The following is a 26,788-nucleotide window of genomic DNA, read 5'->3' as shown; positions in this document are numbered from 1 at the left end:
AGGGGTGCCTTTCGTCGCGCCAGCCGGACCTGCCCGGCCGGACCGGCTGTCGAAGATACGGGGCGCGGCCCTGGGATGTCAGACCTTTTCCGGGTGTGTCCCGGGCTCGAGCGACGGGGGCGATCCCGGCAGCGGGCGGCCGGCCGACTCGGCCATGCGCCACACCGCGAACCCGCCGATCACGGCGGCCGCCATCATGTAGTAGGCGGGCATCATCACGTCGCCGGTCGCGCCGATCAGCGCGGTGACCACCAGTGGGGTCGTGCCGCCGAACAGGGACACCGAGACGTTGAAGCCGATCGACAGCGAGCCGTAGCGGACCCGGGTGGGGAACAGCGCGGGCAGCGCGGACGGCATCGCGGCGGTGAAGCAGACCAGCAGCAGGCCGAGCGCGCCGAGGCCGGCGGCGACCGCGAGCAGCCCGCCGTCGCGGATCAGCAGCAGCGCCGGAACGGACAGCAGGAGGAAGCCCGCGCAGCCGGCCGCCATCACCGGGCGGCGGCCCACCCGGTCGGTCAGCGCGCCGACGAACGGCTGCACGGCCATCATCAGCACCATCACGCCGAGGACGACGACCAGGCCGTGCGTGGCGTCGTAGCCCAGCTCGCTGGTGAGGTAGCTCGGCATGTACGACAGCAGCATGTAGTCGGTGACGCTGAAGACCAGCACCAGGCCCACGCACAGCAGCAGCGCGCGCCACTGGCCCGTGACCATCTCGCGCAGCGGCACCTTGGGGCGCTCGGTCTCGGCCTTGGCGACCTCGGCCGCGAAGGCGGGGGTCTCCTCCAGCCGCATGCGCAGGTAGAGGCCGACGACGCCCATCGGGCCCGCGATCAGGAACGGGACGCGCCAGCCCCAGGAGAGCAGGTCGTCGGTGGACAGCAGCGCCGTCATCAGGGTCACCAGGCCCGCGCCGCCGATGTATCCGGCGAGCGTGCCGAACTCCAGCCAGCTGCCGAGGAAGCCGCGCCGCTTGTCGGGGGCGTACTCGGCGATGAAGGTGGAGGCGCCCGCGTACTCGCCGCCGGTGGAGAAGCCCTGCACCAGGCGGGCCGCCAGCAGCAGGATCGGGGCGCCCACCCCGATCGCGGCGTAGGAGGGGATCAGGCCGATGGCGAAGGTGCCCGCCGCCATCATGATCATCGTGAGGGCGAGGACCTTCTGCCGGCCCACGCGGTCGCCTAGCGGCCCGAAGACCATGCCGCCGAGCGGGCGGACCAGGAAGGCCGCGGCGAAGGCGCCGAACGTGGACAGCAGCTGGGCGGTGGCGTTCCCCGTGGGGAAGAAGACCTTGCCGAGGGTGACGGCGATGTAGCTGTAGACACCGAAGTCGAACCATTCCATGGCGTTGCCGAGTGCGGCCGCCTTCACGGCGCGCCTGACCAGCGCGGGGTCGGTGACAGTCGGGGGACCGGCGGAGGGGTCGGGTGTCTGTGCCGCACCGGCCCGGGGAGGGCCGGAGGGACCGGGGGCGACGGAGTGATGGGCGACCTGGGAAGTCGACAAGACGTCGCTCGCCTGCCTTTCGTCGGGAACAGGGGCGGGTCCGCGCGGCGGCACTGTCGGGCGGGCCGAAGCCAGTGACGATAGGAGGCGTTTCCCCCGTTACGTACGGTACGAGGGTCGATGCATACTGCACGGAAATGTGCCGTGTGCAGGCACGCCGTGCTCCCGGGGATCTTCACCGTAGGTGGCCGGTTGTGATCCTTCTCGCGTCGCCCCGAGGCAACCGCATCCCGCGCGGACTATCGTCATCCGGACAAAAGAGAGAGGGCCGTCAAGTGAAGCGGCGGTGTCCGGCGTCCTTGTGAGGGGCGCGCGCCCTGCGGGCCGCGCACGGCACGACCCCGGCACGGGACGCGCGGGGCGACAACGGGGCGGGAGGCCGACGAGGCGTGGCGAATGCGGAACACAGTGGGGGACCGGCCGAGGCGTTCGGCGCGACGGCCGTGGGCGGCACCCGGGCGCGGCTGCGGGCGGCGCGCCTCGGACTGTGGCTGCTCGCCGCCGTCCTCGCGGCGCGCCAGGTCGCCCTCGTCCTCACCACTCCGAGCGGTGAACGCCTGACCGACCTGGAGACCTGGGTGGGCCCCGAGGGCGTGCTGCACGTCAGCGGCTCCCTCTACGACTCCACCGAGTTCACCGGCACACCGTTCGGCGGTCTTGTCCTCAAGCCGCTCACCAGATCCGCCGAGCAGACCCTCGGCTGGGGCTGGACCTTCGGCACCCTGCTGCTGGTCGTGGCGCTGGCGCTGATCGCCGCCCGCGCGCTGCCGCAGCCCGTCGGCCGGCGCACCGCCCTGCTCGCCGCGCCCGTCGCGGTCAGCCTGCTCATGGTGTCCCTGCCGGTGCGCAACACCCTCTGGCTCGGCCAGACCAGCATCATCCCGGTGCTGCTCGTCCTGCTCGGCTGCTTCGTCGCCCACGGCCAGCGGGCCGGCGGCGTCCTCGTCGGGGTCGCCGCTGCCCTCCAGCCGACCCTGCTGCTCTTCGCGCCGCTGCTGTGGCTCACCGGCCGCCGCCAGGCCGCCACCGTCACCGCCGTCACCTTCGCCTCGGCCACCGCCCTCGCCTGGGCCGCCATGCCGCAGGACTCCGCCGCCTACTGGGTGCACCACCTGGCGGGCGTCGGGCTCGGCGGACCCGCCGACGCCCTCGCCAACCAGTCCCTGCACGGCGCGCTGCTGCGCCTGGGCCTCGAGGGCCCGCTGGAGATCGCCCTCTTCCTGCTGCTGGGCGCCGCCGTCGTCACCCTCGGCCTGAGGCGCGCCGTCCACTACGCCCGCGACGGCCAGCTGCTCCTCGCCGTCGGCATCACCGGGTGCGCCGCCATAGCGGTGTCACCGACCGCGTGGCAGCACCAGCTGCTGTGGGTGCTGCTCACCGTCGTCGGCCGGGTCGGCACACGCGCCCGCGACCGGCTGGTGTGGCCCGTCGCCGTGGTCCTGGTGATGACGCTGCCGGCCAAGATGATGCTGCCGAACATGGCGTTCCTGCACCCGCTGCGGGACAACACGGTGCTGCTCGCCGCGCTGGCCGCCGCCACCGCCGTGCCGTTCCTCCGACGCACGTCGCCGTACTTCCGCGAGCCCGTGCCCACGCCGTACGCCCCGCCCGTGCCGGCCCGGTTCGCGTTCGTGCCCCTGCTGCCGTTCCTGCGGCGGGTGCTGATCCGGCCGAACCTGCTGCTGGAGCTGCTCCTCATCCGCGTCACCTACGCCGGGTACGCCAAGGTGCGCCTCGCCGCGACCGGCGGCAGCAACGAGGCGGGCCGGGCCCGCGCCGAGAAGCACGGGCAGCAGATCCTCGACCTGGAGCGCCTGCTCCACATGGACATCGAGCACGCCGTCAACCACGCCGTGGTGAAGGCCGGCTGGCTGCGGAACTTCTTCGACTTCTACTACACGTCGTTCCACTTCGTCGTGCCGCTGACGGTGCTCGGCCTGCTCTACTGGCGCCGCCCCGTCCACTACCGCTGGGCGCGCTCCGCCCTCGGCTTCGCCACCCTGCTGGCCCTGGTCGGCTTCTGGCTGTACCCGCTGGCCCCGCCGCGCCTGATGCCGGACCTCGGCATCATCGACACCGTCCACGGCGTGCAGGACTTCTCCCAGCCCGACTACGGCACGCTGACCGCGCTCACCAACCAGTACGCGGCGATGCCCTCGCTGCACTTCGGCTGGTCGCTGTGGTGCGGCCTGGTGATCGCGATCATCGCGCCCAGGACCTGGATGAAGGTTCTCGGGCTGCTGCACCCGCTGTTCACGGCCGCCGCGATCGTCGCGACCGGCAACCACTGGATCCTGGACGCGGCCGGCGGCGCGGTCGTCGTCGGCGGCGGCTTCGCCCTGACGTACCTGTTCCAGGGGCCGCGGGCCCGCACGGTCACGGCGGCGGCCGAGGAGGACGGGGTGAAGGAGGTCAGCAGCGGGCCGCCGGCGCCGGAGAAGGACCGTACTCCGAGCTGATCCGGTACTCGCCGGGCGCGGACACGGTGAGCCGGGTGAACTCGCCCGCGCGGGACAGGCAGCCGCCGCCGTCCACCCGCAGCCACGGCGAGTACGCGACCCGCACGGTCATCGTTCCCGGCCGTGCCGCCCGCAGCACCAGCTCCGCGCCGGTGGTCCGCACCACCGACCCCGGCGCGGACACCAGCGGCACCGCGTCCCGTACCCGGAACACCTCCCAGTGCGCGTCCCGCCAGACCGGCACCAGCCAGTCGGGCCGCCGCTCCCGCAGCAGCCGCGCCTCCTCCTCGGCGTACCCGTCGGGCTTGCCGTCGTGCAGCACCACGAACCCGACCGCCCACCGGTCCAGCCACGCCCGGTAGGCGGCGGCGGAGAACGAGCCGTCGTAGAACAGCCGGGCCCGCTCCATGTCGAGCTGCCGGTTCCAGCCCCGAGCGAGGTGCACGTGGGGGGCGAGCGCCACCGCCTCCCGGTGGTTGCGGGCGGGCACCGCCTCCACCCGCGTCCGGTCGGCGCCCAGCGACTCCAGGGCACGCACCACGCCGTCCGTCTGCGCCGCCCAGGCGGGGACGTCCGTGGAGACCTTCAGGTCGTCGACGGTCTTCTTGACGGTCCACCCGGCGGAGAACACCAGCGCCGCCACGAGCAGGACGCGGCGCACCGGCCGCAGCCGGGGCTGCGCGAGCAGGGCCACCAGCAGCGCGACGGGCGCGGCGTACTCGGCGAACCGCTCGACGTTCGTGCCGATGGGGGAGGGAACCAGATACACCAGCGCGGTCCCGGCCGCGTAGACGGCGCCGCTCCACCGCGCCGCCCGCCAGGACGGCGGTGACAGCACCGCGACGGCGATCCCCAGGACCGCGGGTATCCATATGCGGCCCGCGGGCATCAACTGCTCGCCCTGGAAGGGGAAGAGCACACTGGTCGCGCCCACCACCAGCGCGGGCGGGACGAGCAGGGCGACGGCGGGAGCCGGGCGCCGCACCAGCGCGTACCCGGCGCCGACCACCGCGAGGAACAGGCCCGCGACCGGGGACGCCATGGTGGCGAGGGCGGCATAGGCACCGGTGAGGACGAGACGTTTCTGCTGGGCCGCGTGGCCGGTGAGGTACAGACACGCGGCCAGTCCGAAGGCGACGCCGAGGGCGAACGTGGTGCGCCCCGAGGCCACGTTGCCCCACAGGCCGAGCGCGGCGAGCAGCGCGGGCGCGAGCGGCCGGCGCGGCAGCACCCGCTCCACCAGCACCGCCGCGGTCCAGGTGGCGGCCAGCCCGGAGGCCACGGTGAGCGCCCGCACCCCGACGGCCGCCATCAAGTACGGCGATATCAGGCTGTAGTTGGCGGTGTGCATGCCGCCGTACCAGAACAGGTTGTACGCCGACGAGCCGTGCCGCCCCGCGAACCCCGCCCACGCGTCCTGGGCGGCGAGGTCACCGCCGCCGGTCGCCAGCACCGCCCACCACAGCGCGTACAGCGGCAGCACGGCGAGGGTGGCCAGGAGCGGGGTGCGGCGACGCCGGCAGAAGGAGCGGAAGGACCGCGTCCGCCGAGTGGCCGGGGCCGGCCGCCGGAGCAGGGTGAGGTCGGCAGAGGGCACGATCTTGAAGACGTCGTACTCCGCCCCCGCGTTCACTCCTGTGGGGGGTCCCGTCCACTATTCCCGGCGGCGAGACGGCCGCGCGGCTGCCGCCCGGTCCCGGGCTCGGACAGGCGAAGGCGGCGGCCCCGGGGATCAGGGGGCCGCCGCCTTCGGTATCAGGGTGACGCGCGCTCGTCAGTACCAGTGGTTGGCCTGCCAGAAGGACCAGGCGTCGCAGGCGCTGCCGTAGCGGTCCTTCATGTAGTCCAGGCCCCACTTGATCTGGGTGGCCGGGTTGGTCTTCCAGTCCGAGCCGGCCGAGGACATCTTCGAGGCCGGAAGCGCCTGGACCAGGCCGTAGGCGCCGCTGGAGGCGTTGGTGGCCTTCGGGTTCCAGCCGCTCTCGTGCGACACGATGTTGGAGAAGCACTGGAACTCGGCCGAGTCGCCGATCATCTTCTTCGCGGTCGCCTGGGCCGAGGCGGCGGTGGGGGCCGCCGTGGTCGCGGCCTGTGCGGGCGCGGCGGCGATCAGCGTGCCGCACGTGGCGGCCGTCAGGGCGGCGCCGACCACGGCCTTCTTCGGGGTGGCGACGGAGCGGAGGAGGGAAACGGCGGACACAGGCGGCCTTTCGGTCGGATGCAGGGGAGTCGCGGCCCCGCCGTGCGGCGGGGGCATACGTCGGCGCCGCGACCCGTGGGGTTCGTCGGCGCCTGGCGACTGTTCCACAGAAACAAATCCCCGGATCGCCCGCAAAGGTCCCTTTTACTACCGATGGTCGGAGGCGCTCGCGGCCTCCTGTCCGCAACGTCCGTTTTGGTGTGCGATAGCCGTAAGTGACCGCACGGCCTGTCTACGGCTCTCCTTCGTATGTGACGCCGGTCATGTGGGGTGCTTCACCACCTCGCCCACCCGGCGCGTACGCCCCCTTACCGAGGGGCGTCGTCGAATGTGACCGGCGCCTCGAAGGCGGCCCTGCGGGTGGCCCGGCGCAGCGCCCGCAGCACCGTCGCGCCGACGGTCAGCGTCAGCACCACCGTGATCACGGCCCGCCCCAGGTCCCAGCCGAGGGAGGTGGCCAGGCAGTAGGCGACGAAGCGGGCCAGGTTGGCGGCCACCGGGTCGTCGCCGTCGAAGGCGATGTTCGAGGCGAGCGAGCTCATGAAGGTCCAGCCCGCCAGGTTCATCACCGTGCCGTAGGCGAAGGCGGCCAGGAAGCCGTAGACGGCGAGCATCCACACTTCGAGGCGGCCCCGCAGCCGGTCCGGGCCGGGCAGGAAGCCCGCACCCATGGTGAACCAGCCCATCGCCAGCATCTGGAACGGCAGCCAGGGGCCCACCCCGCCGGTGAGCAGCGCGGACGCGAACATCGTGACCGAGCCCAGGGCGAAGCCGAACCCCGGGCCGAGGACCCGGCCGCTGAGCACCATCAGGAAGAACATGGGTTCAAGACCGGCGGTGCCCGCGCCGATGGGACGCAGGGCCGCGCCCGCCGCCGCGAGGACGCCGAGCATCGCCACCGCCTTCGCACCCAGGTCCGACTCCGACAAGGCCGCCGCCACCACGGCGACCAGCAGCACGAGCAGCCCCGCGAAGAGCCACGGCGCGTCCCCCTCGTGCGCGTTCACCGCCGACTCAGGCGGGGCCAGGAACGGCCAGCCGAAGCCGGCCACGCCCACCGCGCTGACCAGGGCCAGCGCCAGCCAGGTGCGGGGGCCGAGGCGCAAGGCGCGGGCCTGGCGGTCCACGGGCCGCGCGGGGGTCGTCGGCGCGCTCATCGCTCCAGCGCCTCCTTCACCTGGGCGACCGTGAGCCAAGGCTGCGGCGCCAGGATCTTCGCCACCTGCGGGGCGAACGCCGGGGACGCCACGACCACCTCCGCCGACGGACCGTCCGCGATCACCTCGCCCTCGGCGAGCAGCACCACCCGGTGCGCCAGCTCCGCCGCCAGCTCCACGTCGTGCGTGGCCATCACGATGGCGTGGCCTTCGGCGGCCAGCCGGCGCAGGATCGCCGTCAGCCGGGCCTTCGCCGCGTAGTCCAGGCCGCGCGTCGGCTCGTCGAGCAGCAGCAGGGGCGGCCGCGCGGTGAGCACCACCGCGAGGGCGAGCGTGAGCCGCTGCCCTTCGGACAGGTCACGGGGGTGCATGTCGTCGGCCACCGACGGCAGCAGCTCGCCCAGCAGCGCGCGGCAGGTGCCGGGCTCCGCCTCCGCGTCCCGGTCGGCGGCCGCGCACTCCGCCGCCACGGTGTCCGCGTACAGCAGGTCGCGGGGCTCCTGCGGGACCAGACCGACCTTGCGGACCAGGTCACGGGGGCGGGTGCGATGCGGCACCGCGCCGCCGGTGCGGACCGAACCGGACGACGGGGCGACCAGCCCGACCAGCGCGCCGAGCAGCGTCGACTTGCCGGCGCCGTTGCGGCCCATGAGCGCGACCGTCTCACCGGGCGACACCGTGAGGTCCACCCGGGTCAGCGCCTGCACCCGGTCCCGGCGGACCGCGAGGGACCGCGCCTGGGCCACCGGCTCGGGAACGCCGGCGTTCTCCTTCTTCGCCCGCCCGAAGAGACGCCTCGCCGGGGCAGCCGTCCGGGCAGCGGCGGTGTCCGGCTCGGGCCGCCCGCCCTCCAGGCGTTCCCGCAGCGGGGCCGCCCTGCGGCGGGCGTCGCGCACCGTCAGGGGGAGCGGGGACCAGCCGGCCAGGCGGCCCAGCTCGACCACCGGCGGGCAGACCGGGGACACCGCCATGACGTCCGCCGGGGCGCCCATCCACGGCCGCTCGCCGGGGCCCGGCAGCAGCACGACCTGGTCGGCGTACTGCACGACCCGCTCCAGGCGGTGCTCGGCCATCAGGACCGTGGTGCCCAGGTCGTGCACCAGGCGCTGGAGGACCGCGAGGACCTCCTCGGCGGCCGCCGGGTCCAGGGCGGACGTCGGCTCGTCCAGGACCAGCACCTTCGGGTGCGGGGTGAGGACCGAGCCGATGGCCACCCGCTGCTGCTGGCCGCCGGACAGCGTGGAGATGTGCCGGTCCCGCAGGTCGGCCAGGCCCAGCAGGTCGAGGGTCTCCTCGACGCGGCGGCGCATCACGTCCGGCGCAAGGCCCAGCGACTCCATGCCGTAGGCGAGTTCGTCCTCCACCGTGTCCGTCACGAAGTGGGACAGCGGGTCCTGGCCCACCGTGCCCACCACGTCGGCGAGTTCGCGCGGCTTGTGGGTGCGGGTGTCGCGGCCGGCGACCGTCACCCGGCCGCGCAGGGTGCCGCCGGTGAAGTGCGGCACCAGTCCGCCGACCGCGCCCAGCACCGTCGACTTGCCGACGCCGGACGGGCCCACCACCAGCACCAGTTCGCCCTCGGGGACCTCCAGGTCGACGTCCCGCACGGCGGGCCGCGCCGCGCCGTCGTAGGTCACCGACACGTTCTCGAAGCGGATCACGTCGTCGGCTCCTTGCGGGGGTCGCGGGCCGCCTCGGGGGCGGGGGTCACGAAGGCGGGCAGCAGACCGAGCAGCACGGCCGCCGCCGGCCACAGGGGCAGGGTGGGCGGCTCCAGCGGGACCACACCGGGGTCGAGACTCCCGGGGTCGAGCGAGCCGGCCAGGATCAGGAGGGCCGCCACGGCCGCGCCGGACGCGGAGACCAGCCAGGCGCGGGCGTCCCACGGATCCGGGCGGTAACGGGTGCGCACGCTGCGCCGCCCGCCGAGCCACAGGCCCGCCAGCGCCGACGCCAGACCGGCCAGCAGCACGGGCAGCCCGTAACTGCCGCCCGCCGCGGTGAGCAGCCCGTACGTCCCCGCGCACACGCCCAGCAGACCGCCGAGCGTGAGAGCGGCGGTGGTGCGCCGCACGGCGGTCGGCACCTCGGCCGTACGGCCGTACCCGCGCGCGTCCATCGCGGCGGCCAGGGACACGGAGCGCTCCAGCGCGCCCTCGAGGACCGGCAGCCCCACCTGCACCAGACCGCGCACGCCCTTGTCGGGGCGGCCCCGCAGCCGGCGCGCGGCACGCAGCCGCCGTACGTCGGCGATCAGATGCGGCGCGAAGGTCAGCGCCACCACCACGGCCACCCCCAGCTCGTACAGGGCGCCGGGCAGCGACTTCAGCAGGCGGGACGGGCTGGCGAGGGCGTTCGCGGCGCCCACGCAGATCAGCAGCGCGGCCAGCCGCAGCGCGTCGTACAGGGCGAAGGCGAGGCCCTCCGCGGTGACCCGGCCGCCCAGGCGGATGCCCTGGGCCCAGTCGGGCAGGGGTACCTCGGGCAGCGTGAACAGGATGTGGGTGCCGGGGATCGGCGAGCCGAGGACGATCGCGAAGGCCAGCCGCAGCACCAGCACGGCGGCGGCGAGCTTCACGAAGGCGCCGTAGGAGCGGGCCCACGGCGTGTGCGGGCGGCGGACGGCCACGACGTATCCGGAGACGGTGATCAGCAGGGCGAGCAGCAGCGGGTTGGTGGTGCGGGTGGCCGCGGTGCCCAGCGCGAGGGCCCACAGCCACCACGCGCCGGGGTGCAGGGCGCGGCGCGGGCGCGGCACGGGGACGCCGGCGGGCGGTGTCCCCCGCTCCGGGCGCGGACGGGCTAGGCCCGGACGCCCGGAGCGGTCCGTCTCACGCACGGCGACGGACCTGCCAGACGGCGGCGGCGCCCAGCACGACCACCACCGCACCGCCCGCGATCAGCCCCACGGAGGGGCCGGATCCGCCGTCGTTTTGCGCGGAGGCCTCCTCGGCGGTCTCGGCGGCCCCGGTGGCGGCGGACTCCTTGCCGCCCGTGGCGACCTGCTCGCCGCAGCCCTTCGCCGGGTAGCCGGCGATCGCGCACAGCAGGGCGTTGCTGTCGTAGCGCAGCGGCTCGGCGACCGAGGCCAGCGCCTCGGCCGTCGTGGCGTCCTCCGCCACCTGCGCGCAGGCCGTGCGGCCGGCCGGCGGCTTCGCCCCGGACGGGGCGTCGGCGGGCGTGCCGAAGTCGATCACCAGCGCCACCCGCTTCGTGCCGTCCTCGGCGGGCGTCCTCGCGCAGATCGTGTCGAAGTCGGCGGTGCCACGCGGCTTGGCCGCGTCACCCGAGTCCTCGCTGACCGAGAAGCGGAAGCCCTGCACGTCGCCGTCCGCGGGCCGCGACAGCGAGGGGCCCACGGTGGCGTACGCCCAGGCCGAGCCGTCCCGCTCCCAGAAGGACCAGTAGCGGTACCCGGCGGCCTGGGCCTGGCCGGCGCCCGCCAGCAGGGGCAGGAGCGCGGCCAGGAACAGCACGGTGAGGCGGCGGGTCACGGCTGCTGCCTCTTGGTGCGGTTGCTGATCAGGAAGCCGATGCCGATGCCCGCGACCAGGCAGACGCCGACGAACCACCACACGCCGAACGGGGACGACTCGTCCTTCTCGTCCTCGGCCTTCTCCGTCGCCTTCGTGGTCTTCCCGGGGGCGGCCGGGCCGGCGGCCTGGAGCTGCTTCACCAGGTCCGTGCCGCCGAAGTCGCGCGGGTCCGCGCCGGTCGCGTGGGCGGCGAGGATCAGCTGCGCGTAGGCGGCGGGCCCGCTCTGCGCGGCCCAGTCGGCGGCGTTCTTCTCCAGCCAGGCGTACGACTTGTCCGCCTGCGCCGCGTCGCCCCGCGCGGCGAACGCGATCACGGCGTCGGCGGTGTTGCCGAAGTCGGGCTGCTCCTCGCCGCCGGGCGTGACGGCCAGGAGGTGGCCCTCCGCGGTCAGCTCGCCGGAGAGGTGGGCGGCGCCGTTGGCGGCGGCCTGCTCCGGGGTGGTGGCCTTCACGCAGGAGCCTGCCGCTTCACCGTCGCCCTTGCCGGGCTCGACCAGCAGGCCCTTGCCGAGCGCGCCGAGCATGCCCGCCGCCGTGGCGTCCGCGTTGGCGGCCAGCGAGCCGTCCTTCTCCGGCTGGAAGGCGAACGCGCCCGCGCCCTCGCCCGTGCAGGGCAGCTCCAGGCCGAGCAGCGCGTCGTAGGGGGACTTGCCGCTGTTCTTCACCTCGCCGGGCTTCTCGCCTGCGGCGGCGAGCGCGCCGATGACGACGGACGTGGAGTTGGTGTCGCTGGCGCCGCCCGCGGTGTAGCCCCAGCCGCCGTCCTTGTTCTGCACGGACTTCAGCCAGCCGACGGCCTTCTCCGTGACGGCGTCGTGGCCGCCGAGCGCGGCGAGCGCCTGCACGGCGGCGGCGGTCTGGTTGGTGTCGACCATGGTCTTGGCGTCGCACGCGGCGGAGGGGTCGGCACGGAACGGCGCGAAGGAGCCGTCGGCGCACTGCTGGCCGGTCAGCCAGCCGACGGCGGCCTTCGGCGGCTCGGCGCCGGCGGCGTGCTGGGCGAGCAGGGCGAGCGACTGGCGCCACACCCCGTCGTACTGCGGGTCGGTGTCCCCGTACAGCGCGGACGGCAGTTCCTGCGGGGTCGGCGACGGGGACGAGTCGGCTGCGGCCGGTGCGGCGGCGCCGAGGACGGCGACGGCGGCCAGCACCGCTGCGCTGCGGCGGACGTTCATGACGGGCGGGTGCCTCTCCCTGAAAGAGGGCCGGGCAGCGCGGGACACCCCGGCGGCTCGGCTCCGTATACCTCGACGGTGCCCGTGCGCCGGCGGGACGCCGGGCACGTGAGCCGGTCACGATCCGTGCGGAGCATTCCGGCTCACCGTCCCCGGGACGGCTCACGGTTGCGGGTCAGCGCCGGATTCGCACCGGCTTCCCCCCGTACGGGTGTGATACGACCCGGCCACTCTACCCGCCCGTAGAACGGGTGTCCGGGGCGGCCGTGTGCGCGAGGAGAGGCACACAGACGTGAGGTGACGGGGGTCACGGCGCCCGTGAGCCGGTCCGCACCCGGGCGGGTGCGGACCGGGAGGAGGAAGGGCGAGGAGGGTCAGGAGGCGGTGCAGGCGCCGATCTGCGGCGGGGACGCGGAGGAGCCGTCGACGGTGAGGCCGAAGCTGGTCGAGGCGCCGGCCGCCGGCGAGCCGTTCCCCGTGGAGCGGACGGTCATCACGTTGCCGTTGCGGCTGGGTGATCCGTTCCACACCGAGTCCACCTGCTGCGACGACCTCGGGGGCAGCGTCGCGCTCCAGCGGGAGACCGGCGCGCCGGTCGCGGTGATCGTCACCCTGCCGTTGCAGCCGCCGTTCCACTGCTCGGACGTGGTGGAGGCGGCGGTGCACGCCGCGTCGGGGTCGCCCGGGTTCGTCAGCCCTGCCCGGAGCGCGGCGGAGCCGTCAGGTCGATCAGCCGGCACACCGTTTCGATGTCCACGCCCACCTGCTCGATGGAGGCGCGCCCCGACAGCCAGGTGATCAGCGTCGAGTGCCAGGTGTGCCCGATCACCCGTACCGCCGACAGCTGCTCGGGCGTCGGGTCGGTCAGGTCCGTCGCGTCCAGGACGATGGCCGTCGTCCGCCGGAAGACCTGCTCCACCTCCGCGCTCACACTGCGGTCCGCGAACGTCAGCGCCCGCACCATCGCGTCCGCCAGCAGCGGGTCGCGCTGCATCGCGCGGAAGGCCCGCATCAGCGTCCCGGCGACCCGGTCCGCCGCCGTCTCGCCGGCCGGCGGCTTCTTCCGCAGCGTCGCGTGCAGGTGCTCCAGTTGGTCCTGCATCGTCGCCACCAGCAGATGGATCTTCGAAGGGAAGTACCGGTACAGCGTGCCCAGCGCCACCTGCGAGGACTCCGCGACCTCACGCATCTGCACCGCGTCGAAACCGCCCCGCGAGGCCAGCCGCGCGCACGCCTCGAGGATGCGCCGGCGCCGCGCCTCCTGCCGCTCCGTGAGCGGGGAGGCAGGCTCGGCGCGCCCGGCGTCCGGCGCCGCCTTGGTCCTGTGGGCATCCGCGGGCATGGGTCCCGTCCGTGACAGTCGGTGAGGATCGATGATCGGACAGCATGGCACGGCGTCCGCCGTGGCGTGAATCACCTGATCCACCGCTGCCCCCGTTCTTACCTGCCGGTAGATTCGGTTCCTCCGAACGATCAACTCTGAAACTTGTTCTAGATCGGCGTCCCGTCGTACTGTCGCGGGACAGTGCAGGCAGAAGGGGGGCCCAGAGTGACCGCTGAGGCCAGTCAGGCCGGGCCCTCGGCAGGCCCCGCATCCGACGGCTCGCGACCGCTCCGCATCGCGCTCCTCACCTACAAGGGAAACCCGTTCTGCGGCGGCCAGGGCGTCTACGTGCGCCATCTCTCCCGCGAACTGGCCCGGCTGGGGCATCACGTCGAGGTCATCGGCGCGCAGCCCTACCCGGTGCTCGACGAGGGGCACGACGGGCTGAGCCTCACCGAGCTGCCCAGCCTCGACCTCTACCGGCAGCCGGACCCCTTCCGCACCCCGAAGCGCGACGAGTACCGCGACTGGATCGACGCCCTCGAGGTCTCCACCATGTGGACCGGCGGCTTCCCCGAGCCGCTGACCTTCTCGCTGCGCGCCCGCCGCCATCTGCGCGCCCGCCGCGGCGACTTCGACGTCGTCCACGACAACCAGACCCTCGGCTACGGCCTGCTCGGCGACCTCGGCGCGCCCCTGGTGACCACCATCCACCACCCCATCACCGTCGACCGCCGCCTCGAACTGGACGCCGCCGAGGACTGGAAGCGCCGTATGTCGGTGCGCCGCTGGTACGCGTTCACCCGCATGCAGAAGCGCGTCGCGCGCCGCCTGCCGTCCGTGCTCACCGTCTCCGGAAGCTCCCGCGCCGAGATCGTCGAGGACCTCGGTGTCCGGCAGGACCGCGTCCACGTCGTCCACATCGGCGCCGACACCGACCTGTTCTCCCCGGACGCGTCCGTCGCGGTCGTCCCGGGCCGGATCGTCACCACCTCCAGTGCCGACGTGCCGCTGAAGGGCCTCGTCTTCCTCGTCGAGGCGCTCGCCAAGGTGCGCGCCGAGCAGCCCGACGCCCACCTCGTCGTGGTCGGCAAGCGCCCCGCCGAGGGCCCCGTCGCCCAGGCGATGGAGCGCTACGGCCTCGAAGGCGCCGTCGAGTTCGTCAAGGGCATCTCCGACGCCGAACTCGTCGACCTGGTGCGCTCCGCGCAGGTCGCCTGCGTGCCGTCGCTCTACGAGGGCTTCTCCCTCCCGGCCGCCGAGGCCATGGCCACCGGCACCCCGCTGGTCGCCACCACCGGCGGCGCCATCCCCGAGGTCGCCGGACGCGACGGGGAGACCTGTCTGGCCGTGCCGCCAGGCGACGCGGGCGCCCTGGCCGCCGCGCTCACCCGGCTCCTCGGCGACGACGAACTGCGCGCCCGTCTCGGCGCCGCCGGACGCGACCGCGTGCTGGCCCACTTCACCTGGGCGCGCGCCGCCGAGGGCACCGTCGCCCGCTACCGCGAGGCCGTCGAGACCGCCCGCGCCGGCCGGGGCGGGCCCCCGCGCGTGACGGCCACGGCCCCGCAGGACCCGGCGCCCGCGGACCTCGACCTCGTCCCCGACGCTCCCGCGGACACGGGCGGCGTACCCGTGACCGCGGCCGACACCTCCGACCGTGAAAGCAGGGCCACGTGCTGACCGTCGACTTCTCCCGGTTCCCGCTCGCCCCGGGCGACCGCGTCCTGGACCTCGGCTGCGGCGCCGGACGGCACGCCTTCGAGTGCTACCGGCGCGGCGCCCAGGTCGTCGCGCTGGACCAGAACGGTGAGGAGATCCGCGAGGTCGCCAAGTGGTTCGCGGCGATGAAGGAGGCCGGTGAGGCGCCCGCCGGGGCCACCGCCACCGCCATGGAGGGCGACGCCCTCGCCCTGCCCTTCCCCGACGAGTCCTTCGACGTCGTCATCATCTCCGAGGTGATGGAGCACATCCCCGACGACAAGGGCGTGCTCGCCGAGATGGTGCGCGTCCTCAAGCCGGGCGGCCGCATCGCCGTCACCGTCCCGCGCTACGGCCCGGAGAAGGTCTGCTGGACCCTGTCCGACGCCTACCACGAGGTCGAGGGCGGCCACATCCGCATCTACAAGGCGGACGAGCTGCTGGCCAAGATCCGCGAGGCGGGCCTGCGCCCCTACGGCACCCACCACGCCCACGCCCTGCACTCGCCGTACTGGTGGCTGAAGTGCGCGTTCGGCGTCGACAACGACAAGGCGCTGCCGGTCCGCGCGTACCACAAGCTGCTGGTCTGGGACATCATGAAGAAGCCGCTGGCCACCCGGGTCGCCGAGCGGGCCCTCAACCCGGTGATCGGCAAGAGCTTCGTGGCCTACGCGACCAAGCCGCACCTGCCGCGCGCCGAGGCGGACGCCACGTGACGACCTCCCGCCCGGCCGGCGACCCTCGCGCCCCGCAGTCCGAACACCTCGTCCTCGACGGCGTGCTGACGGCCGAGCAGGCGGCGCGGACCGTCGCCGGCATCCTCGCCGTGCAGCGGGAGGACGGCGCCGTCCCGTGGTTCCGCGGTCACCACCTCGACCCGTGGGACCACGTCGAGGCCGCGATGGCGCTGGACACGGCGGGCGAGCACGAGGCGGCCGAGCGGGCCTACCTGTGGCTGGCCCGGCACCAGCTCGACGACGGCTCCTGGTACGCGGCCTACGCCGACGGGGACCCGGACGACGTCACCGACCGGGGCCGGGAGACCAACTTCGTCGCCTACGTCGCCGTCGGCGTGTGGCACCACTACCTCGCCACCGGCGACGACACGTTCCTGGACCGCATGTGGCCAGCCGTGTGCGCGGCCGTGGAGTTCGTGCTGGAGCTCCAGCAGCCCGGCGGGCAGATCGGCTGGCGGCGCGACGACGACGGCACGCCCGCCACGGACGCGCTGCTCACCGGCTCCTCCTCCGTCCACCACGCCCTGCGCTGCGCCCTCGCGATCGCCGAGCAGCGCGAGGAGCCCCAGCCCGACTGGGAACTGGCCGTGGGCGCGCTGCGGCACGCCATCCGGCGCCACCCGGAGCGGTTCCTGGACAAGGACCGCTACTCGATGGACTGGTACTACCCGGTGCTCGGCGGCGCGCTGACCGGAGCGGAGGCACGGGAGCGCATCGACGAGGGCTGGGAGCGGTTCGTCGTGCCCGGCCTCGGGGTGCGCTGCGTGGTGCCCAACCCGTGGGTGACGGGCGGCGAGTCGGCCGAACTCGCCCTGGCGCTCTGGGCGACGGGCGAGTCCGACCGCGCGCTGGAGGTGCTCCAGTCGATCCAGCACCTGCGCGACCCGGAGAGCGGCCTGTACTGGACGGGCTACGTCTTCGACGACGACGCCATATGGCCGCGCGAGCTGACCACCTGGACGGCGGGGTCACTGCTGCTGGCCGTCGCCGCCCTCGGCGGTCACGAGCCGACCTGCGCGGTCTTCGGCGGGGAGCAGCTGCCCAAGGGCATGGACCCGGACTGCTGCCCGGACGCCTGATCCGTACGGACGCCCGACCGCCCGGCGTTTACCCGCCGGGCCCCGGACGACCCGGGCAGTGGCCGCCCGGGTCAGTGGCGGCGCAGCCGGCCGGCGATGGCGTGGCCGATGAACAGGTAGACGACGGCGGCGAGTCCGTAGCCGAAGACGACCCGCGCCCACTCCTCGTCGAAGGTGAACAGATCACGCGACCAGGCGGCCAGCCAGTTCGCCGCGTCATGGACGAACCGCACCAGGTCGTTGGCCCGGTTGGCGTCCAGCAGGTACATCAGAATCCACAGTCCGAGGATGACGGCCATGACGTCCGCGATCACCGCGATGACCGTCCCCGCGGAGGTGGAACCAGAGCGATATCGAGGGGACATGCTGTCCGTCTGGCCCCGAACGCCCGCTTGAAACCAGCCCGGTTCGGGGCCCGCACGCGAACGGCCCCCCGCCCGGCAGGGCGAGGGGCCGTCGACGACGGGGCCGGGGCTCAGCCGCGCTGGATGCCCGACGTGTCCTGGAGGACGCCGCGGCGGCCGTCCTGCGTCTGCGCGACCAGCGCCTGACCACGCTGCTCCACCGCCAGGTACCAGGTGCCCGGGGCGAGTTCGGCGATCGGCGTGGGCGAACCGTCCTCGGGGAACAGCGGACGCGGCACCGGCACGGCGAACCAGAACGGCGAGAAGTCCGCGGCGGGCGGCGCGGCCGGCTGGCCCTGCTGCGGCTGACCACCGTACGGCTGGCCCGGCTGGCCGCCGCCGAAGGAAGCCTGCTGGGCGCCCGGGTAGCCGTAACCGCCGGGCGGCTGCGCGCCGTACGGCTGCTGCGGGGCGGCGGGGCGGGCGGCCGGGAGCAGCGCGCCCTTGAGCGCCGGCACCAGTGGCGTGGCCACGGCGGCGGCCGCCATGACCAGCGTGGCGACGAGCGCGAGGATCAGACCGAGGCCCGCGTCGGGGCCGTCGCCGCCGCCCCCGAAGTTGTCGGCGCCGCCGGCCGGGTCGAAGACGTTGCCCAGTGCGCTCCAGGCGGCGAACACCGCGAAGGCGACGCCGAACGGCGCCAGGTCCAGACCCGCGACCTTCGGCGCCTGCGGCAGGCCCCGGGCGACGACGATCAGGGCCGCGGCGATGAGGCCTGCCAGCACCACGCTCAGCAGCACCGGACCGCTCGCCCACAGGCTGGGGATGTCCACGCTGTCCGAGGCGCCTTCGATCGAGTACAGATCGAGGAACGACGCGATGAACAGCAGTACGGCTGCTCCGATCACCACGCCGTCGCCTCGAGTGAGGGAGCGGATATTCACTTCAGGTCCTTCGTAGGTCGTCTCGTCGTCGGAAGAGGCGTCGCTGTCACCAGGTCGCCCCGTAGGGTCCGGTGCGAAGCGCGGGGGTGGCCCCTGATCGTACGGACGACACTATCGTCCGCCGGACGGGGCTGTCCGCCCGGATCAGCGCGCTGATCCCTACCCGCGCAGGAAACTCACGATTCCCTCGGAAATCCCTTGCGCCGCTTTCTGCCGCCAGGCGCCGCTGGTCAGCAGCGCCGCGTCCTTGCTATCGCGCATGTTCCCGCACTCGATGAACACCTTCGGAACCGTTGACAGATTGAGACCGCCCAGGTCCTTCCGCGTGACGAGTCCGGTGCCGCCGCCGGTGTAGTTGGACGGCGCGGTGCCGGTGACACGGACGAAGTTGCCCGCGATGCGCTCCCCGAGGGCGCGCGAGGGCGCCACGATGGCGCGGGTGTCCGCCTCGCCCTCGTTCACGGAGCCCGGCAGGATCACATGGAAGCCGCGGTTGCCGGCGCCGGATCCGTCGGCGTGGATCGACACGACCGCGTCCGCCTTCGCCGCGTTGCCGATCCGGGCGCGCTCGTCCACGCACGGCCCGTACGGCCGGTCGCGGTCCTGCGTCAGCTTCACCGTCGCGCCCTGCTTCTCCAGGAGGGCGCGCATCCGGTGGGCGACGTCCAGGGTGAACTCGGCTTCCGCGTACCCGTCGTTGGTGGACGTGCCGGTGGTGTCGCACTCCTTGCGGTGCGTGCCGACGTCCACCTGACGGTTGATCTCCGCCGTGTGCTTCACGTTCGTCGGGTTGTGCCCCGGGTCGATGACGACGACCTTGCCCTTGAGCGGGCCGGCCGCGGCGGGCGCGGACGCGGAGGGCGTCCGTGAGGCGGGGGACTCCTCGCCCTCCGCGGACGGGGACGAGCCGCCGGCGGTGGGGGAGGAGGCGGCGGGCGACGGCGTGCGGGGCGCGGCCGACGGGGAACCCCCGGCTTCCGCGCCCTTGTCGTCCGTGCCGCCCGTGGCCGCGTACACACCCCAGCCGAGCAGCCCGCCGCAGACGAGCGCCGCGAGGGCCACGGTCAGCGGACCACGGCGGGAGCGCCGCTCCGGGGGCGGATCGAAGTCGGGACCTGTGTACGACACGCAGCCACCCTAGCGGTGCGCGGCGGCCGCACCCGTACGGCGCAGGACGCGCAGCGAACCCGTGGCGGAGACCTCGGTGAACTCCCCGGACGCCAGCGCCCGCTGGTGCACGCGGTACGGGGCCTGCCCGGTGAACTCGTCCACGGGGTCGGGGAAGACGTCGTGGATGACGAGCAGCCCGCCCTCGGCGACGTGCGGGGCCCAGCCCTCGTAGTCGGCGCTCGCGTGCTCGTCGGTGTGGCCGCCGTCGACGAACACCAGGCCCAGCGGCCGCCCCCACAGGGCGGCGATCCGCGGGGACCGCCCCACCAGCGCCACCACGTGCTCCTCCAGACCGGCCCGGCGCAGGGTCCGCCGGAAGGTCGGCAGGGTGTCCATCACGCCCAGCTCCGGGTCGACCGTCTCCGGGTCGTGGTACTCCCAGCCCGGCTGCTGCTCCTCGCTGCCCCGGTGGTGGTCCACGGTGAGCGCGGTGACACCGGCCGCGCGGGCCGCGTCGGCGAGCAGGATCGTGGAGCGGCCGCAGTACGTCCCGATCTCCAGCAGCGGAAGCCCCAGCCGCCCGGCCTCGACCGCGGCGGCGTACAGGGCCAGCCCCTCGTCCAGCGGCATGAACCCCTTCGCCGCCTCGAACGCGGCGAGCACGGCCGCCTCCGGCGCCTTCACCACGAGCTCCGCCTTTCCGCAGGTCACAGAAGTCTCCACGGGGCCATGCTGCCGTAGTCCGGGCGGGTGCGGTGAAGGGGGGTACCGGGAGGCGGAGCGGGTGCCGCCCGTGGTGCGTCACGGGCGGCACCCGGCCGTCAGGCCGTGACCGTCTCCGGCGGCAGGGACAGGTCCACGGCGACGCAGTCGCCCGTGCCCGTGTGGGTGGCCGGGGAGGCCAGGGGGCCGTGGCCGGGGGCGCGGGCGGCGAGGACGTACGGGCCCTGGGCCGGGACCGCGAGGGCGTAGGTGCCGTCGGCCGCGGTGACCGTGGCGCCCGCGCGGCGGCCGTGCCGGTCGATGAGGGTGACCCGGGCGCGGGCGACCGGCGCGCCGGACGCGTCCAGGACCCGGCCGCGGAAACCGCGCAGCGCCTCCCGCGCCCGCTCCAGGTTCGCCTCCTCCTCACTGCTCGCCCGGAGCCGCGGGTGTTCCGACGGGCGCCGGCCGGGCAGGAACAGCGCCAGCACCAGACCCACGGCCACCGCCGCCGTCGCGATCCCGAACGACACGCGGAACCCGTGCAGCGTCGGCACCGCGACCCCGCCCACCGCGTCCGAGGTGTTCGCCAGCACCATGCCGATCACGGCGCTGGACACCGACGTGCCGATGGAGCGCATCAGCGTGTTGAGGCCGTTCGCCGCGCCCGTCTCGGAGGCCGGGACCGCGCCGACGATCAGTGCGGGCAGCGAGGAGTACGCGAGTCCGATGCCCGCGCCGAGGGCCACCGAGGTGACCACGGTCTGCCAGGCGGCGCTCATCAGCCCGAGCCCGCCGCCGTACCCGGCCGCGATGACCAGCAGGCCGATGATCAGGGTGACCTTGGGGCCGTACCGGGCGGACAGACGGGCGTACACCGGCGCCGTGAACATCATCGTCAGGCCCAGCGGCGCCACGCACAGGCCCGCGACCACCATCGACTGCCCGAGCCCGTCCGAGGCGGTGGGCAGCTGGAGCAGCTGGGGGAGGACCAGGGAGACGACGAAGAAGGAGACGCCGACCATGATCGAGGCGAGGTTGGTGAGCAGCACCTCACGGCGGGCCGTGGTGCGCAGGTCCACCAGCGGCGCGGCGACCCGCAGCTCCATCAGCCCCCACAGCAGCAGCACCACGGCCGCCGCACCGAACAGGCCCAGCGTGGTGCCGGACGTCCAGCCCCAGTCGCTGCCCTTGGAGACGGGCAGCAGGAACAGCAGCAGTCCGGCGGTCAGCCCCAGCGCGCCCGGCAGGTCGAACGAGCCCTTGGCGCGCAGCGGTGACTCGGGCACGACGGCCAGGGTGAGGGCGATGGCGAGGACGCCGAGGCCGGCCGCGCCGAGGTAGAGGGCGTGCCAGTCGGTGTGCTGGGCGACCAGCGCGGCGGCGGGCAGCGCCAGACCGCCGCCGACGCCGATGGAGGAGCTCATCAGCGCCATCGCGGAGCCCAGGCGCTCACGCGGCAGCATGTCCCGCATCAGGCCGATGCCCAGCGGTATCGCGCCCATCGCGAAGCCCTGGAGGGTACGGCCGGCGATCATCACCAGCAGATCGCTGGTGAACGCGCTGACCAGCGCGCCCACCACCATCACCGCGAGACTGGCGACCAGCATCCGCCGCTTGCCGAAGAGGTCGCCGAGCCGCCCCATGACGGGGGTGGCCACGGCGCCCGAGAGCAGGGTCGAGGTCAGGACCCAGTTCGCGTCCGCGGGCGCGGTGTCCAGCAGCCGCGGCAGGTCCTTGACGACCGGGACCAGCAGGGTCTGCATCACCGCGACGACGATGCCCGCGAAGGCCAGGACGGGGACCACCGCCGTGCCCGCTCTGCCGGAGGGACGGGCGGGCGTCGTCTGTGTCATGAAGGTGCCTCCAGGCAGGCCGAACGGCAAGGTACGTGGGCCATGAACCCCGTGCGCCGAGGCAACTATTCCGTTGTTTTGGCCCGCTAACAATTTCTTGACCGTTCCTTGGGCCTCCGCAGACCGGTCGCCCGCCACGGCGGGCTCCTCCCTCGGTCCGAGGGAGGAGCCGGAGGTCGGACGAAATGCCGATGCGGCCCGCGCGCGTGGGTTGAGAACATGACCCTCATGCTCGAAGCCCCCGACACCACCCGCGCCCCCGCCCGCATCACACCGCCCGTCTGGCTGGTGGTGGCGCTCGCCTGCGCCGGCCAGTTCCTCGTCGTCCTCGACATCTCCGTGGTGAACGTGGCCCTGCCGTCCGTGCGCGGCGGCCTCGGGCTGGACGAGCAGGGCCTGCAGTGGGTGGTCAACGCGTACTCCATCGCGTTCGCGGGCTTCATGCTGCTCGGCGGCCGGGCCGGTGACCTCTACGGACGCAAGCGCATGTTCCTCGTCGGGCTGGGCCTGTTCACCGCGGCGTCGCTGGCCGGCGGGCTCGCCCAGGAGGGCTGGCAGCTGCTCGTGGCGCGGGCCGTGCAGGGACTCGGGGCGGCCGTCCTCGCGCCCTCCACGCTCACCCTCGTCACCTCGGCGGTGCCGGAGGGCGCGGCCCGCGCCCGCGCCATCGCCACCTGGACCGCCGTCGGCGCGGGCGGCGGCGCGGCGGGCGGCTTCGTCGGCGGGGTGCTCGTCGAGACGCTCTCCTGGCGCTGGGTGCTGCTGATCAACGTGCCGGTCGGCGCGGTCGTGCTGGCCGCCGCCGCCCGCTGGATCACCGAGAGCCGCGCCGGGGACGGCCGCCGGCTCGACCTGCCCGGCGCGGTCCTCGTCACGGCGGGCCTCGCCACCCTGGCGTACGGCGTCTCCCAGACGGAGGCGGCCGGCTGGACGGCGGTGTCCACGGTGGTGCCGCTGTGCGCCGGGCTCGCCCTCGTCGCCCTGTTCCTGCTCGCCGAGGCCCGCGCCAGGTCCCCGCTGATGCCCCTCGGGCTGCTGAAGCTGCGGTCGGTGGCCTCCGCGAACGTCGCCATGTTCCTCAGCGGCTCCGCGATGTTCTGCATGTGGTTCTTCATGACCCTGTACGCGCAGAACGTCCTCGGCTACACCCCGCTGGAGGCCGGACTCGCCCTGGTGCCCAGCTCGATCGCCGTGATCGTCGGCTCCAAGGTCGCCCCGCGCCTGATGCGGGCGACGGGCCCGCGCGCCGTGGCCGTGCTCGGCACGCTCGTCGCGACCGCCGGCTTCGCCTGGCAGTCCACGATGACGGCGGACGGCGACTATCTCACCGCGATCATGGTCCCGGGCGTCCTGATGATGCTCGGCGCGGGCCTCGCCGGCACCCCGCTGGCGTCCCTCGCCACGTCGGGAGCGGCCCCCGAGGAGGCCGGGGTGGTCTCCGGCCTGGTCAACACCTCCCGCACGATGGGCGGCTCCCTCGGCCTCGCGGTCATGGCCACCATCGCGGCGGCCCGCACGAACGGCGCGGACACCCCGGAGGCGCTGACCGAGGGCTACGCCCTCGTCTTCACCACCGGCACGGCCGTCCTGGCGCTGGGCGCCCTTCTCATGTGGGCGTGGCTGCCGCGGACGCCTGCGAGGCAGGCGGGCTGAACCTGCGGTCCGGGACGGCGCCGACCGCCGACCGCCGGTGCGGTGCCTCGCGGGTGTCGGGGCCGCCCCAGCCGTCGTGGTACCAGCTCACCCAGCCCGCGACCGCCGTCACCGCCGCGCCGACGGCCAGGAGCGGCCGCCCGCGCAGCACCACGCCCGTCGCCAGCCCCAGCAGCGGGAAGAACAGCAGCCAGTCGCCGCCGTGGGCGACGGCGAGCGCGCAGGTCACCGCCGCCAGCAGACCGAGCGCCACCCGCCGCGCCGCCGCGTCCCGTCGCCCGCAGGGGTGTGTGGTGAACGCGAGGTAGACGTACACGGAGTTGAAGGCCAGCAGCCCCGCCGCGCCGGCCCACGGGTTCGGCGTGGTGCCCTGGAAGAGGCTGGAGAAGGCGCCCATGGCGAGCAGCAGCCAGGGCAGCAGCCGCGGATGGCCGAGCCCGGCCCCGTGCGGCCCGCGGGCCTCCGTGGACGTCTCACAGGTGGTCGTCATGTCGCTGTCCCCGTCGTCATCGGTACGCCCGGCTTCCGTCACAGGTCCGGCTGCCGCCGTACGTCCGGCCGCCGTACCCGGCCGGGTGCGGTCCCTGCCGACGGTAGGCCCGGCCCGGCGCCCCCCGACAGAGCCGTCCGTACGGTCCGCACCGGTACGGATGTCCCGGGTCCCGCGGCCGACGTGCGGGCGTCCGGCTATACAGGGTCCGGACCACCCCCGGCGATCAGGAGCGACATGCCCGTCGACACCGCCCGCGCGCTCGCCGCCGCGCCCCGCACCACCGACATCTCCTGGACCCCCGAGGACGTCCAGCTCTACCACCTCGGCATCGGCGCCGGCGTCCCCGCCACCGACCCCCGCGAACTGCGCTACACCCTGGAGTCCCGCCTCCACGTCCTGCCGAGCTTCGCCACCGTCGCGGGCGGCGGAGCGCCCGGGGTGATCGCGGCCCTGTCCATGCCCGGCGTCGACGTGGACCTCGCGAGGGTGCTGCACGGCGCCCAGTCGCTCCGCGTGCACCGCCCCCTGCCCGTGCGGGCCACCGCCACCCGCACGGACCGGATCACCGCCGTGCACGACAAGGGCAAGGCGGCGGTGCTGGTCCTGCGCAGCGACGCCGCCGACGCGGACGGCCCGCTGTGGACGGCGGAGGCGCAGGTGTACGTACGCGGCGAGGGCGGCTGGGGCGGCGACCGCGGGCCCTCGGCGGACGCGCCGGAGGAGCGGGGCGCCCCCGACCGCACGGTCGAGCGCCCCGTACGGGAGGACCAGGCGCTGCTCTACCGTCTCACCGGCGACCTCAACCCCCTGCACGCCGACCCGGAGTTCGCGCACCGCGCCGGTTTCGACCGCCCCGTGCTGCACGGGCTGTGCACCTACGGCATGACCCTCAAGGCGGTCGTCGACACGCTCCTCGACGGCGACGTCACCCGCGTCCGCTCCTGGACCGCCCGGTTCGCCGGGGTGACGTACCCGGGCGAGACGCTGCGGATCCGGATGTGGCGCGGGGACGGCACGGTACGGGTGGCGGTGGGCGCGGTGGAACGCGGGGAGGCGCCCGTACTGGCGGGCGCGACGGCTGAGTTCACCCGCAGGTGAGCACGGAGACGGCCCCGACCGTCGGACGACGGTCGGGGCCGTGTTCTCCGTTCCGCCCGCGGGGGGCGGGACCGGCCGACCTGGGTCAGGCGGCCTGCTCCCCGCGGTCGTTCTCCTGGGTCGGCTTGCGGTGCCGGCCACGCGGGGACGTCTCCGCCTCCTGCGTGGAGACCGGACCCCGGTGCCTGCCGTGACCCGCGGCGGCCTGCTCGTGCTCGACGGGCCGCGGCTCGTGCGTGATGACGTCGCTCATCGGAAGGAATTCACCCCGTAAACATGATCTTTCCTACAGCCGGGCGAGTCTAACCGGCCCACCGCACCCCGGATCCAGGCGGCCACGCCAACCGCCGCTAGTTCGTTACAAGCCGTCCAAGGGGAGCTTGCTGAAGAGGCACGGGACGCGGCACGTCGGCCAGGGAATCGAGGTGATGAACGGTCATCTCCGTTTTACCGGTGGGTAGTTGAGCGCTGTACCGCTCGCCGCGTGGAAACGGCGATTCCGCGCCCTCCGCACCCTCCTCCGCCGTGGCGTCGTCCGGGGATCCGTCCTCCGGCCGCCGTTCCTCACCCGGCATCGTCAGCGTGGCCACCCCGCACGGCACCGCGCCGACGGAGTACGGGAGCCGCAGCACCCCGTCCGCCGTCCACAGCCCCGTGCCGCCCAGCCAGCCCGCCGGGGCCGGGACATGGTGGACGCGCCGCTCGGCGGGACGCCACAGCCCGATCCAGCCGGCGCCGTCCACCCTCTCGACGTGCAGCGCCACCGCGCACCCCTCCGGGGTCAGCATCTGCCCCGGCTGCACCGCGAACGGCGTCACCCTGCGGTCCGGCAGCCGCAGGCACTCGGGGAACCGCACGGGCAGGGTGCTGCCCAGCACGCCCCAGCCCAGCCGCGCCTCCCCCGGGGAGGGCGCGTCCGAGCGGATCAGCAGCAGACCGCTGTCCGGGTCGGCGAGCAGCACCCGGTCGTCGCTGCCGGGGGCGATCTGCAGCAACGGCGACACCTCACCGCCGCGTCCGAGGTCGACCACCACCGACTTGGTGCGTCCGCCCGACTCCCGGTCCAGGGCGAGCATCCGCCCCTCACGGTCCAGCCACACCCCGCCCGAGCAGCCGCCGGGGACCTCCGCGACCCGCTCGGGCCCGGATCCGCCGCCCGCCACCAGCCACACCGCGGCGCTGTGCCGTCCGGCGGCGAGGGCGTACGCCCGGCGGCCGTCCGGGGCCGGGGGGAGCAGCCGCAGCCGGGTCCCCTCCTCGGGGCGGTCGACCGTGCCCAGCGGAAGCTCGCCGGTGCCGGGGCCGGTCGGGTACAGCAGGGAGAAGGCGTGCCGCCCGTCCACCAGCCGGTGGATGAGGACCCGGCCGTCGGCGAGGGGCTGTACCTCGGTGCCGGGCTCCTCGGGCTGGTTGCCGGGGAGCGGCACCGCGTACGGCTCGGGGCCGTCCAGGGTCCAGCGCTCCGGGAACAGGGAGTCCCCGGCGAGGGCCAGGCGGGCGGCGTAGCAGCCGTCCGCGGTGATGGTGCAGCCCGCCCGTCCCGCTCCGTTCTCGTGTGCCGCCGCAGGTTCGATGGCGCAGACCGTCATCTTTCGGTCACCTCCGGTGACGAACGGTAGTTTTCGCGGACGGAGGCGGCGGAGCGGAGGAGCGCACTTCACACGTAAGGGTGCTCCAGGAACGATTCTGCTGAGGAAGCGCGGGGACTGTGCTT

At 74.3% G+C, this 26,788-nt stretch carries 24 protein-coding genes and 1 riboswitch; of the genes, 6 read left to right on the top strand and 18 right to left on the bottom strand.

Going from position 1 to position 26,788, the window contains the following annotated elements:
* Positions 1–78: 78 nt before the first annotated feature.
* On the bottom strand, positions 79–1,506 hold the full coding sequence (locus MTR79_RS26530; RefSeq protein ID WP_244792111.1) for an MFS transporter: 1,428 nt from the start codon (positions 1,504–1,506) through the stop codon (positions 79–81).
* A 389-nt stretch (positions 1,507–1,895) separates the two neighbouring features.
* On the opposite strand from MTR79_RS26530, the gene MTR79_RS26525 reads away from it, so the two are divergent.
* Positions 1,896–3,965 (top strand): bifunctional glycosyltransferase 87/phosphatase PAP2 family protein, encoded by a 2,070-nt coding sequence (locus MTR79_RS26525; protein ID WP_244792110.1) that lies wholly within the window; start codon positions 1,896–1,898, stop codon positions 3,963–3,965.
* Here MTR79_RS26525 and MTR79_RS26520 read toward each other — a convergent pair.
* The 9 genes from MTR79_RS26520 to MTR79_RS26480 all read right to left on the bottom strand — a co-directional run bounded on the left by MTR79_RS26520 (position 3,919) and on the right by MTR79_RS26480 (position 13,375).
* Complete coding sequence (locus MTR79_RS26520) at positions 3,919–5,598, bottom strand: hypothetical protein (RefSeq protein WP_189365112.1); 1,680 nt, start codon at positions 5,596–5,598, stop codon at positions 3,919–3,921. The genes MTR79_RS26525 and MTR79_RS26520 overlap by 47 nt on opposite strands.
* Positions 5,599–5,739: 141 nt before the next feature.
* Positions 5,740–6,165: a transglycosylase SLT domain-containing protein gene (locus tag MTR79_RS26515; RefSeq protein ID WP_048457666.1), complete on the bottom strand. Its 426-nt coding sequence runs from the start codon at positions 6,163–6,165 to the stop codon at positions 5,740–5,742.
* A gap of 308 nt (positions 6,166–6,473) precedes the next feature.
* On the bottom strand, positions 6,474–7,322 hold the full coding sequence (locus MTR79_RS26510) for an ECF transporter S component (protein WP_048457667.1): 849 nt from the start codon (positions 7,320–7,322) through the stop codon (positions 6,474–6,476).
* The gene (locus MTR79_RS26505; protein ID WP_189365111.1) at positions 7,319–8,983 is read right to left on the bottom strand and encodes an ABC transporter ATP-binding protein; all 1,665 of its coding nucleotides are present in this window, start codon (positions 8,981–8,983) and stop codon (positions 7,319–7,321) included. The genes MTR79_RS26510 and MTR79_RS26505 overlap by 4 nt, the downstream gene beginning before the upstream one ends.
* Entirely contained in the window at positions 8,980–10,080 is a 1,101-nt protein-coding gene (locus tag MTR79_RS26500) for an energy-coupling factor transporter transmembrane component T (protein ID WP_114876014.1), read from the bottom strand. Before MTR79_RS26500 ends, MTR79_RS26505 begins: the two co-directional genes overlap by 4 nt.
* A 73-nt stretch (positions 10,081–10,153) precedes the next feature.
* A complete protein-coding gene (locus MTR79_RS26495) occupies positions 10,154–10,816 on the bottom strand; it encodes an SCO2322 family protein (protein ID WP_244792109.1) in 663 nt (220 codons plus the stop codon).
* On the bottom strand, positions 10,813–12,033 hold the full coding sequence (locus MTR79_RS26490; RefSeq protein WP_244792108.1) for a prenyltransferase/squalene oxidase repeat-containing protein: 1,221 nt from the start codon (positions 12,031–12,033) through the stop codon (positions 10,813–10,815). The genes MTR79_RS26495 and MTR79_RS26490 overlap by 4 nt, the downstream gene beginning before the upstream one ends.
* A gap of 111 nt (positions 12,034–12,144) precedes the next feature.
* Positions 12,145–12,281: riboswitch (cobalamin riboswitch) on the bottom strand.
* A 126-nt stretch (positions 12,282–12,407) separates the two neighbouring features.
* Positions 12,408–12,773, bottom strand: a complete 366-nt coding sequence (locus MTR79_RS26485; RefSeq protein WP_244792107.1) for a cellulose binding domain-containing protein — start codon at positions 12,771–12,773, stop codon at positions 12,408–12,410.
* The gene (locus tag MTR79_RS26480) at positions 12,725–13,375 is read right to left on the bottom strand and encodes a TetR family transcriptional regulator (RefSeq protein ID WP_189365107.1); all 651 of its coding nucleotides are present in this window, start codon (positions 13,373–13,375) and stop codon (positions 12,725–12,727) included. The genes MTR79_RS26485 and MTR79_RS26480 overlap by 49 nt, the downstream gene beginning before the upstream one ends.
* Before the next feature lie 207 nt (positions 13,376–13,582).
* On the opposite strand from MTR79_RS26480, the gene MTR79_RS26475 reads away from it, so the two are divergent.
* From MTR79_RS26475 to MTR79_RS26465, 3 genes are read left to right on the top strand one after another with little or no spacing between them, the layout of a single operon-like run.
* Positions 13,583–15,040, top strand: coding sequence for a glycosyltransferase family 4 protein (locus MTR79_RS26475; RefSeq protein ID WP_244792106.1), 1,458 nt, complete (start codon positions 13,583–13,585; stop codon positions 15,038–15,040).
* Entirely contained in the window at positions 15,034–15,774 is a 741-nt protein-coding gene (locus MTR79_RS26470; protein ID WP_048457675.1) for a class I SAM-dependent methyltransferase, read from the top strand. The genes MTR79_RS26475 and MTR79_RS26470 overlap by 7 nt, the downstream gene beginning before the upstream one ends.
* Complete coding sequence (locus MTR79_RS26465; protein WP_086702667.1) at positions 15,771–16,874, top strand: prenyltransferase; 1,104 nt, start codon at positions 15,771–15,773, stop codon at positions 16,872–16,874. The genes MTR79_RS26470 and MTR79_RS26465 overlap by 4 nt, the downstream gene beginning before the upstream one ends.
* 71 nt (positions 16,875–16,945) lie before the next feature.
* Here the strand turns inward: MTR79_RS26465 and MTR79_RS26460 are convergent, their stop codons facing one another.
* The 5 genes from MTR79_RS26460 to MTR79_RS26440 form a co-directional block, all read right to left on the bottom strand.
* Positions 16,946–17,239 (bottom strand): hypothetical protein, encoded by a 294-nt coding sequence (locus tag MTR79_RS26460; RefSeq protein ID WP_048457677.1) that lies wholly within the window; start codon positions 17,237–17,239, stop codon positions 16,946–16,948.
* A 110-nt stretch (positions 17,240–17,349) separates the two neighbouring features.
* Positions 17,350–18,162 (bottom strand): DUF5336 domain-containing protein, encoded by an 813-nt coding sequence (locus tag MTR79_RS26455; protein WP_048457678.1) that lies wholly within the window; start codon positions 18,160–18,162, stop codon positions 17,350–17,352.
* Between the two features lie 159 nt (positions 18,163–18,321).
* Positions 18,322–19,290: an N-acetylmuramoyl-L-alanine amidase gene (locus MTR79_RS26450; protein WP_086702664.1), complete on the bottom strand. Its 969-nt coding sequence runs from the start codon at positions 19,288–19,290 to the stop codon at positions 18,322–18,324.
* Between the two features lie 9 nt (positions 19,291–19,299).
* The gene (locus MTR79_RS26445) at positions 19,300–19,959 is read right to left on the bottom strand and encodes a class I SAM-dependent methyltransferase (protein ID WP_107500451.1); all 660 of its coding nucleotides are present in this window, start codon (positions 19,957–19,959) and stop codon (positions 19,300–19,302) included.
* Between the two features lie 134 nt (positions 19,960–20,093).
* A complete protein-coding gene (locus MTR79_RS26440; protein ID WP_244792105.1) occupies positions 20,094–21,830 on the bottom strand; it encodes an MFS transporter in 1,737 nt (578 codons plus the stop codon).
* Positions 21,831–22,049: 219 nt separating this feature from the next.
* Between MTR79_RS26440 and MTR79_RS26435 the strand changes: the two genes are divergently transcribed.
* Positions 22,050–23,483, top strand: a complete 1,434-nt coding sequence (locus tag MTR79_RS26435) for an MFS transporter (protein ID WP_244792104.1) — start codon at positions 22,050–22,052, stop codon at positions 23,481–23,483.
* Here MTR79_RS26435 and MTR79_RS26430 read toward each other — a convergent pair.
* Positions 23,437–23,973 carry a hypothetical protein gene (locus MTR79_RS26430; protein ID WP_244792103.1) on the bottom strand — a complete coding sequence of 179 codons (537 nt, stop codon included), beginning with the start codon at positions 23,971–23,973 and terminating at the stop codon, positions 23,437–23,439. The two genes, MTR79_RS26435 and MTR79_RS26430, sit on opposite strands and share 47 nt — an antisense overlap.
* Before the next feature lie 237 nt (positions 23,974–24,210).
* Between MTR79_RS26430 and MTR79_RS26425 the strand changes: the two genes are divergently transcribed.
* Positions 24,211–25,074: a MaoC/PaaZ C-terminal domain-containing protein gene (locus MTR79_RS26425; RefSeq protein WP_189365101.1), complete on the top strand. Its 864-nt coding sequence runs from the start codon at positions 24,211–24,213 to the stop codon at positions 25,072–25,074.
* Between the two features lie 85 nt (positions 25,075–25,159).
* Here MTR79_RS26425 and MTR79_RS26420 read toward each other — a convergent pair whose 3' ends face one another.
* Together MTR79_RS26420 and MTR79_RS26415 are read right to left on the bottom strand one after the other, a co-directional pair.
* The gene (locus MTR79_RS26420) at positions 25,160–25,327 is read right to left on the bottom strand and encodes a hypothetical protein (protein WP_175447081.1); all 168 of its coding nucleotides are present in this window, start codon (positions 25,325–25,327) and stop codon (positions 25,160–25,162) included.
* Between the two features lie 97 nt (positions 25,328–25,424).
* Positions 25,425–26,663: a hypothetical protein gene (locus MTR79_RS26415; RefSeq protein WP_244792102.1), complete on the bottom strand. Its 1,239-nt coding sequence runs from the start codon at positions 26,661–26,663 to the stop codon at positions 25,425–25,427.
* Between the last annotated feature and the right edge of the window lie 125 nt (positions 26,664–26,788).

This window comes from Streptomyces sp. BJ20 (assembly GCF_022869105.1).
Classification (GTDB): domain Bacteria; phylum Actinomycetota; class Actinomycetes; order Streptomycetales; family Streptomycetaceae; genus Streptomyces; species Streptomyces griseoincarnatus.
Note: the sequence above shows the minus strand (reverse complement) of the source record. Positions and strands in the feature narration are given on the sequence as shown.

Excerpts from the sequence above, each read along its gene's own strand:
- MTR79_RS26460 (WP_048457677.1), bottom strand. The coding sequence starts at position 17,239 with ATGTCCCCTCGATATCGCTCTGGTTCCACCTCCGCGGGGACGGTCATC.
- MTR79_RS26420 (WP_175447081.1), bottom strand. The coding sequence starts at position 25,327 with ATGAGCGACGTCATCACGCACGAGCCGCGGCCCGTCGAGCACGAGCAG.
- MTR79_RS26435 (WP_244792104.1), top strand. The coding sequence starts at position 22,050 with ATGACCCTCATGCTCGAAGCCCCCGACACCACCCGCGCCCCCGCCCGC.
- MTR79_RS26480 (WP_189365107.1), bottom strand. The coding sequence starts at position 13,375 with ATGCCCGCGGATGCCCACAGGACCAAGGCGGCGCCGGACGCCGGGCGC.
- MTR79_RS26490 (WP_244792108.1), bottom strand. The coding sequence starts at position 12,033 with ATGAACGTCCGCCGCAGCGCAGCGGTGCTGGCCGCCGTCGCCGTCCTC.
- MTR79_RS26415 (WP_244792102.1), bottom strand. The coding sequence starts at position 26,663 with ATGACGGTCTGCGCCATCGAACCTGCGGCGGCACACGAGAACGGAGCG.
- MTR79_RS26425 (WP_189365101.1), top strand. The coding sequence starts at position 24,211 with ATGCCCGTCGACACCGCCCGCGCGCTCGCCGCCGCGCCCCGCACCACC.
- MTR79_RS26440 (WP_244792105.1), bottom strand. The coding sequence starts at position 21,830 with ATGACACAGACGACGCCCGCCCGTCCCTCCGGCAGAGCGGGCACGGCG.
- MTR79_RS26430 (WP_244792103.1), bottom strand. The coding sequence starts at position 23,973 with ATGACGACCACCTGTGAGACGTCCACGGAGGCCCGCGGGCCGCACGGG.
- MTR79_RS26510 (WP_048457667.1), bottom strand. The coding sequence starts at position 7,322 with ATGAGCGCGCCGACGACCCCCGCGCGGCCCGTGGACCGCCAGGCCCGC.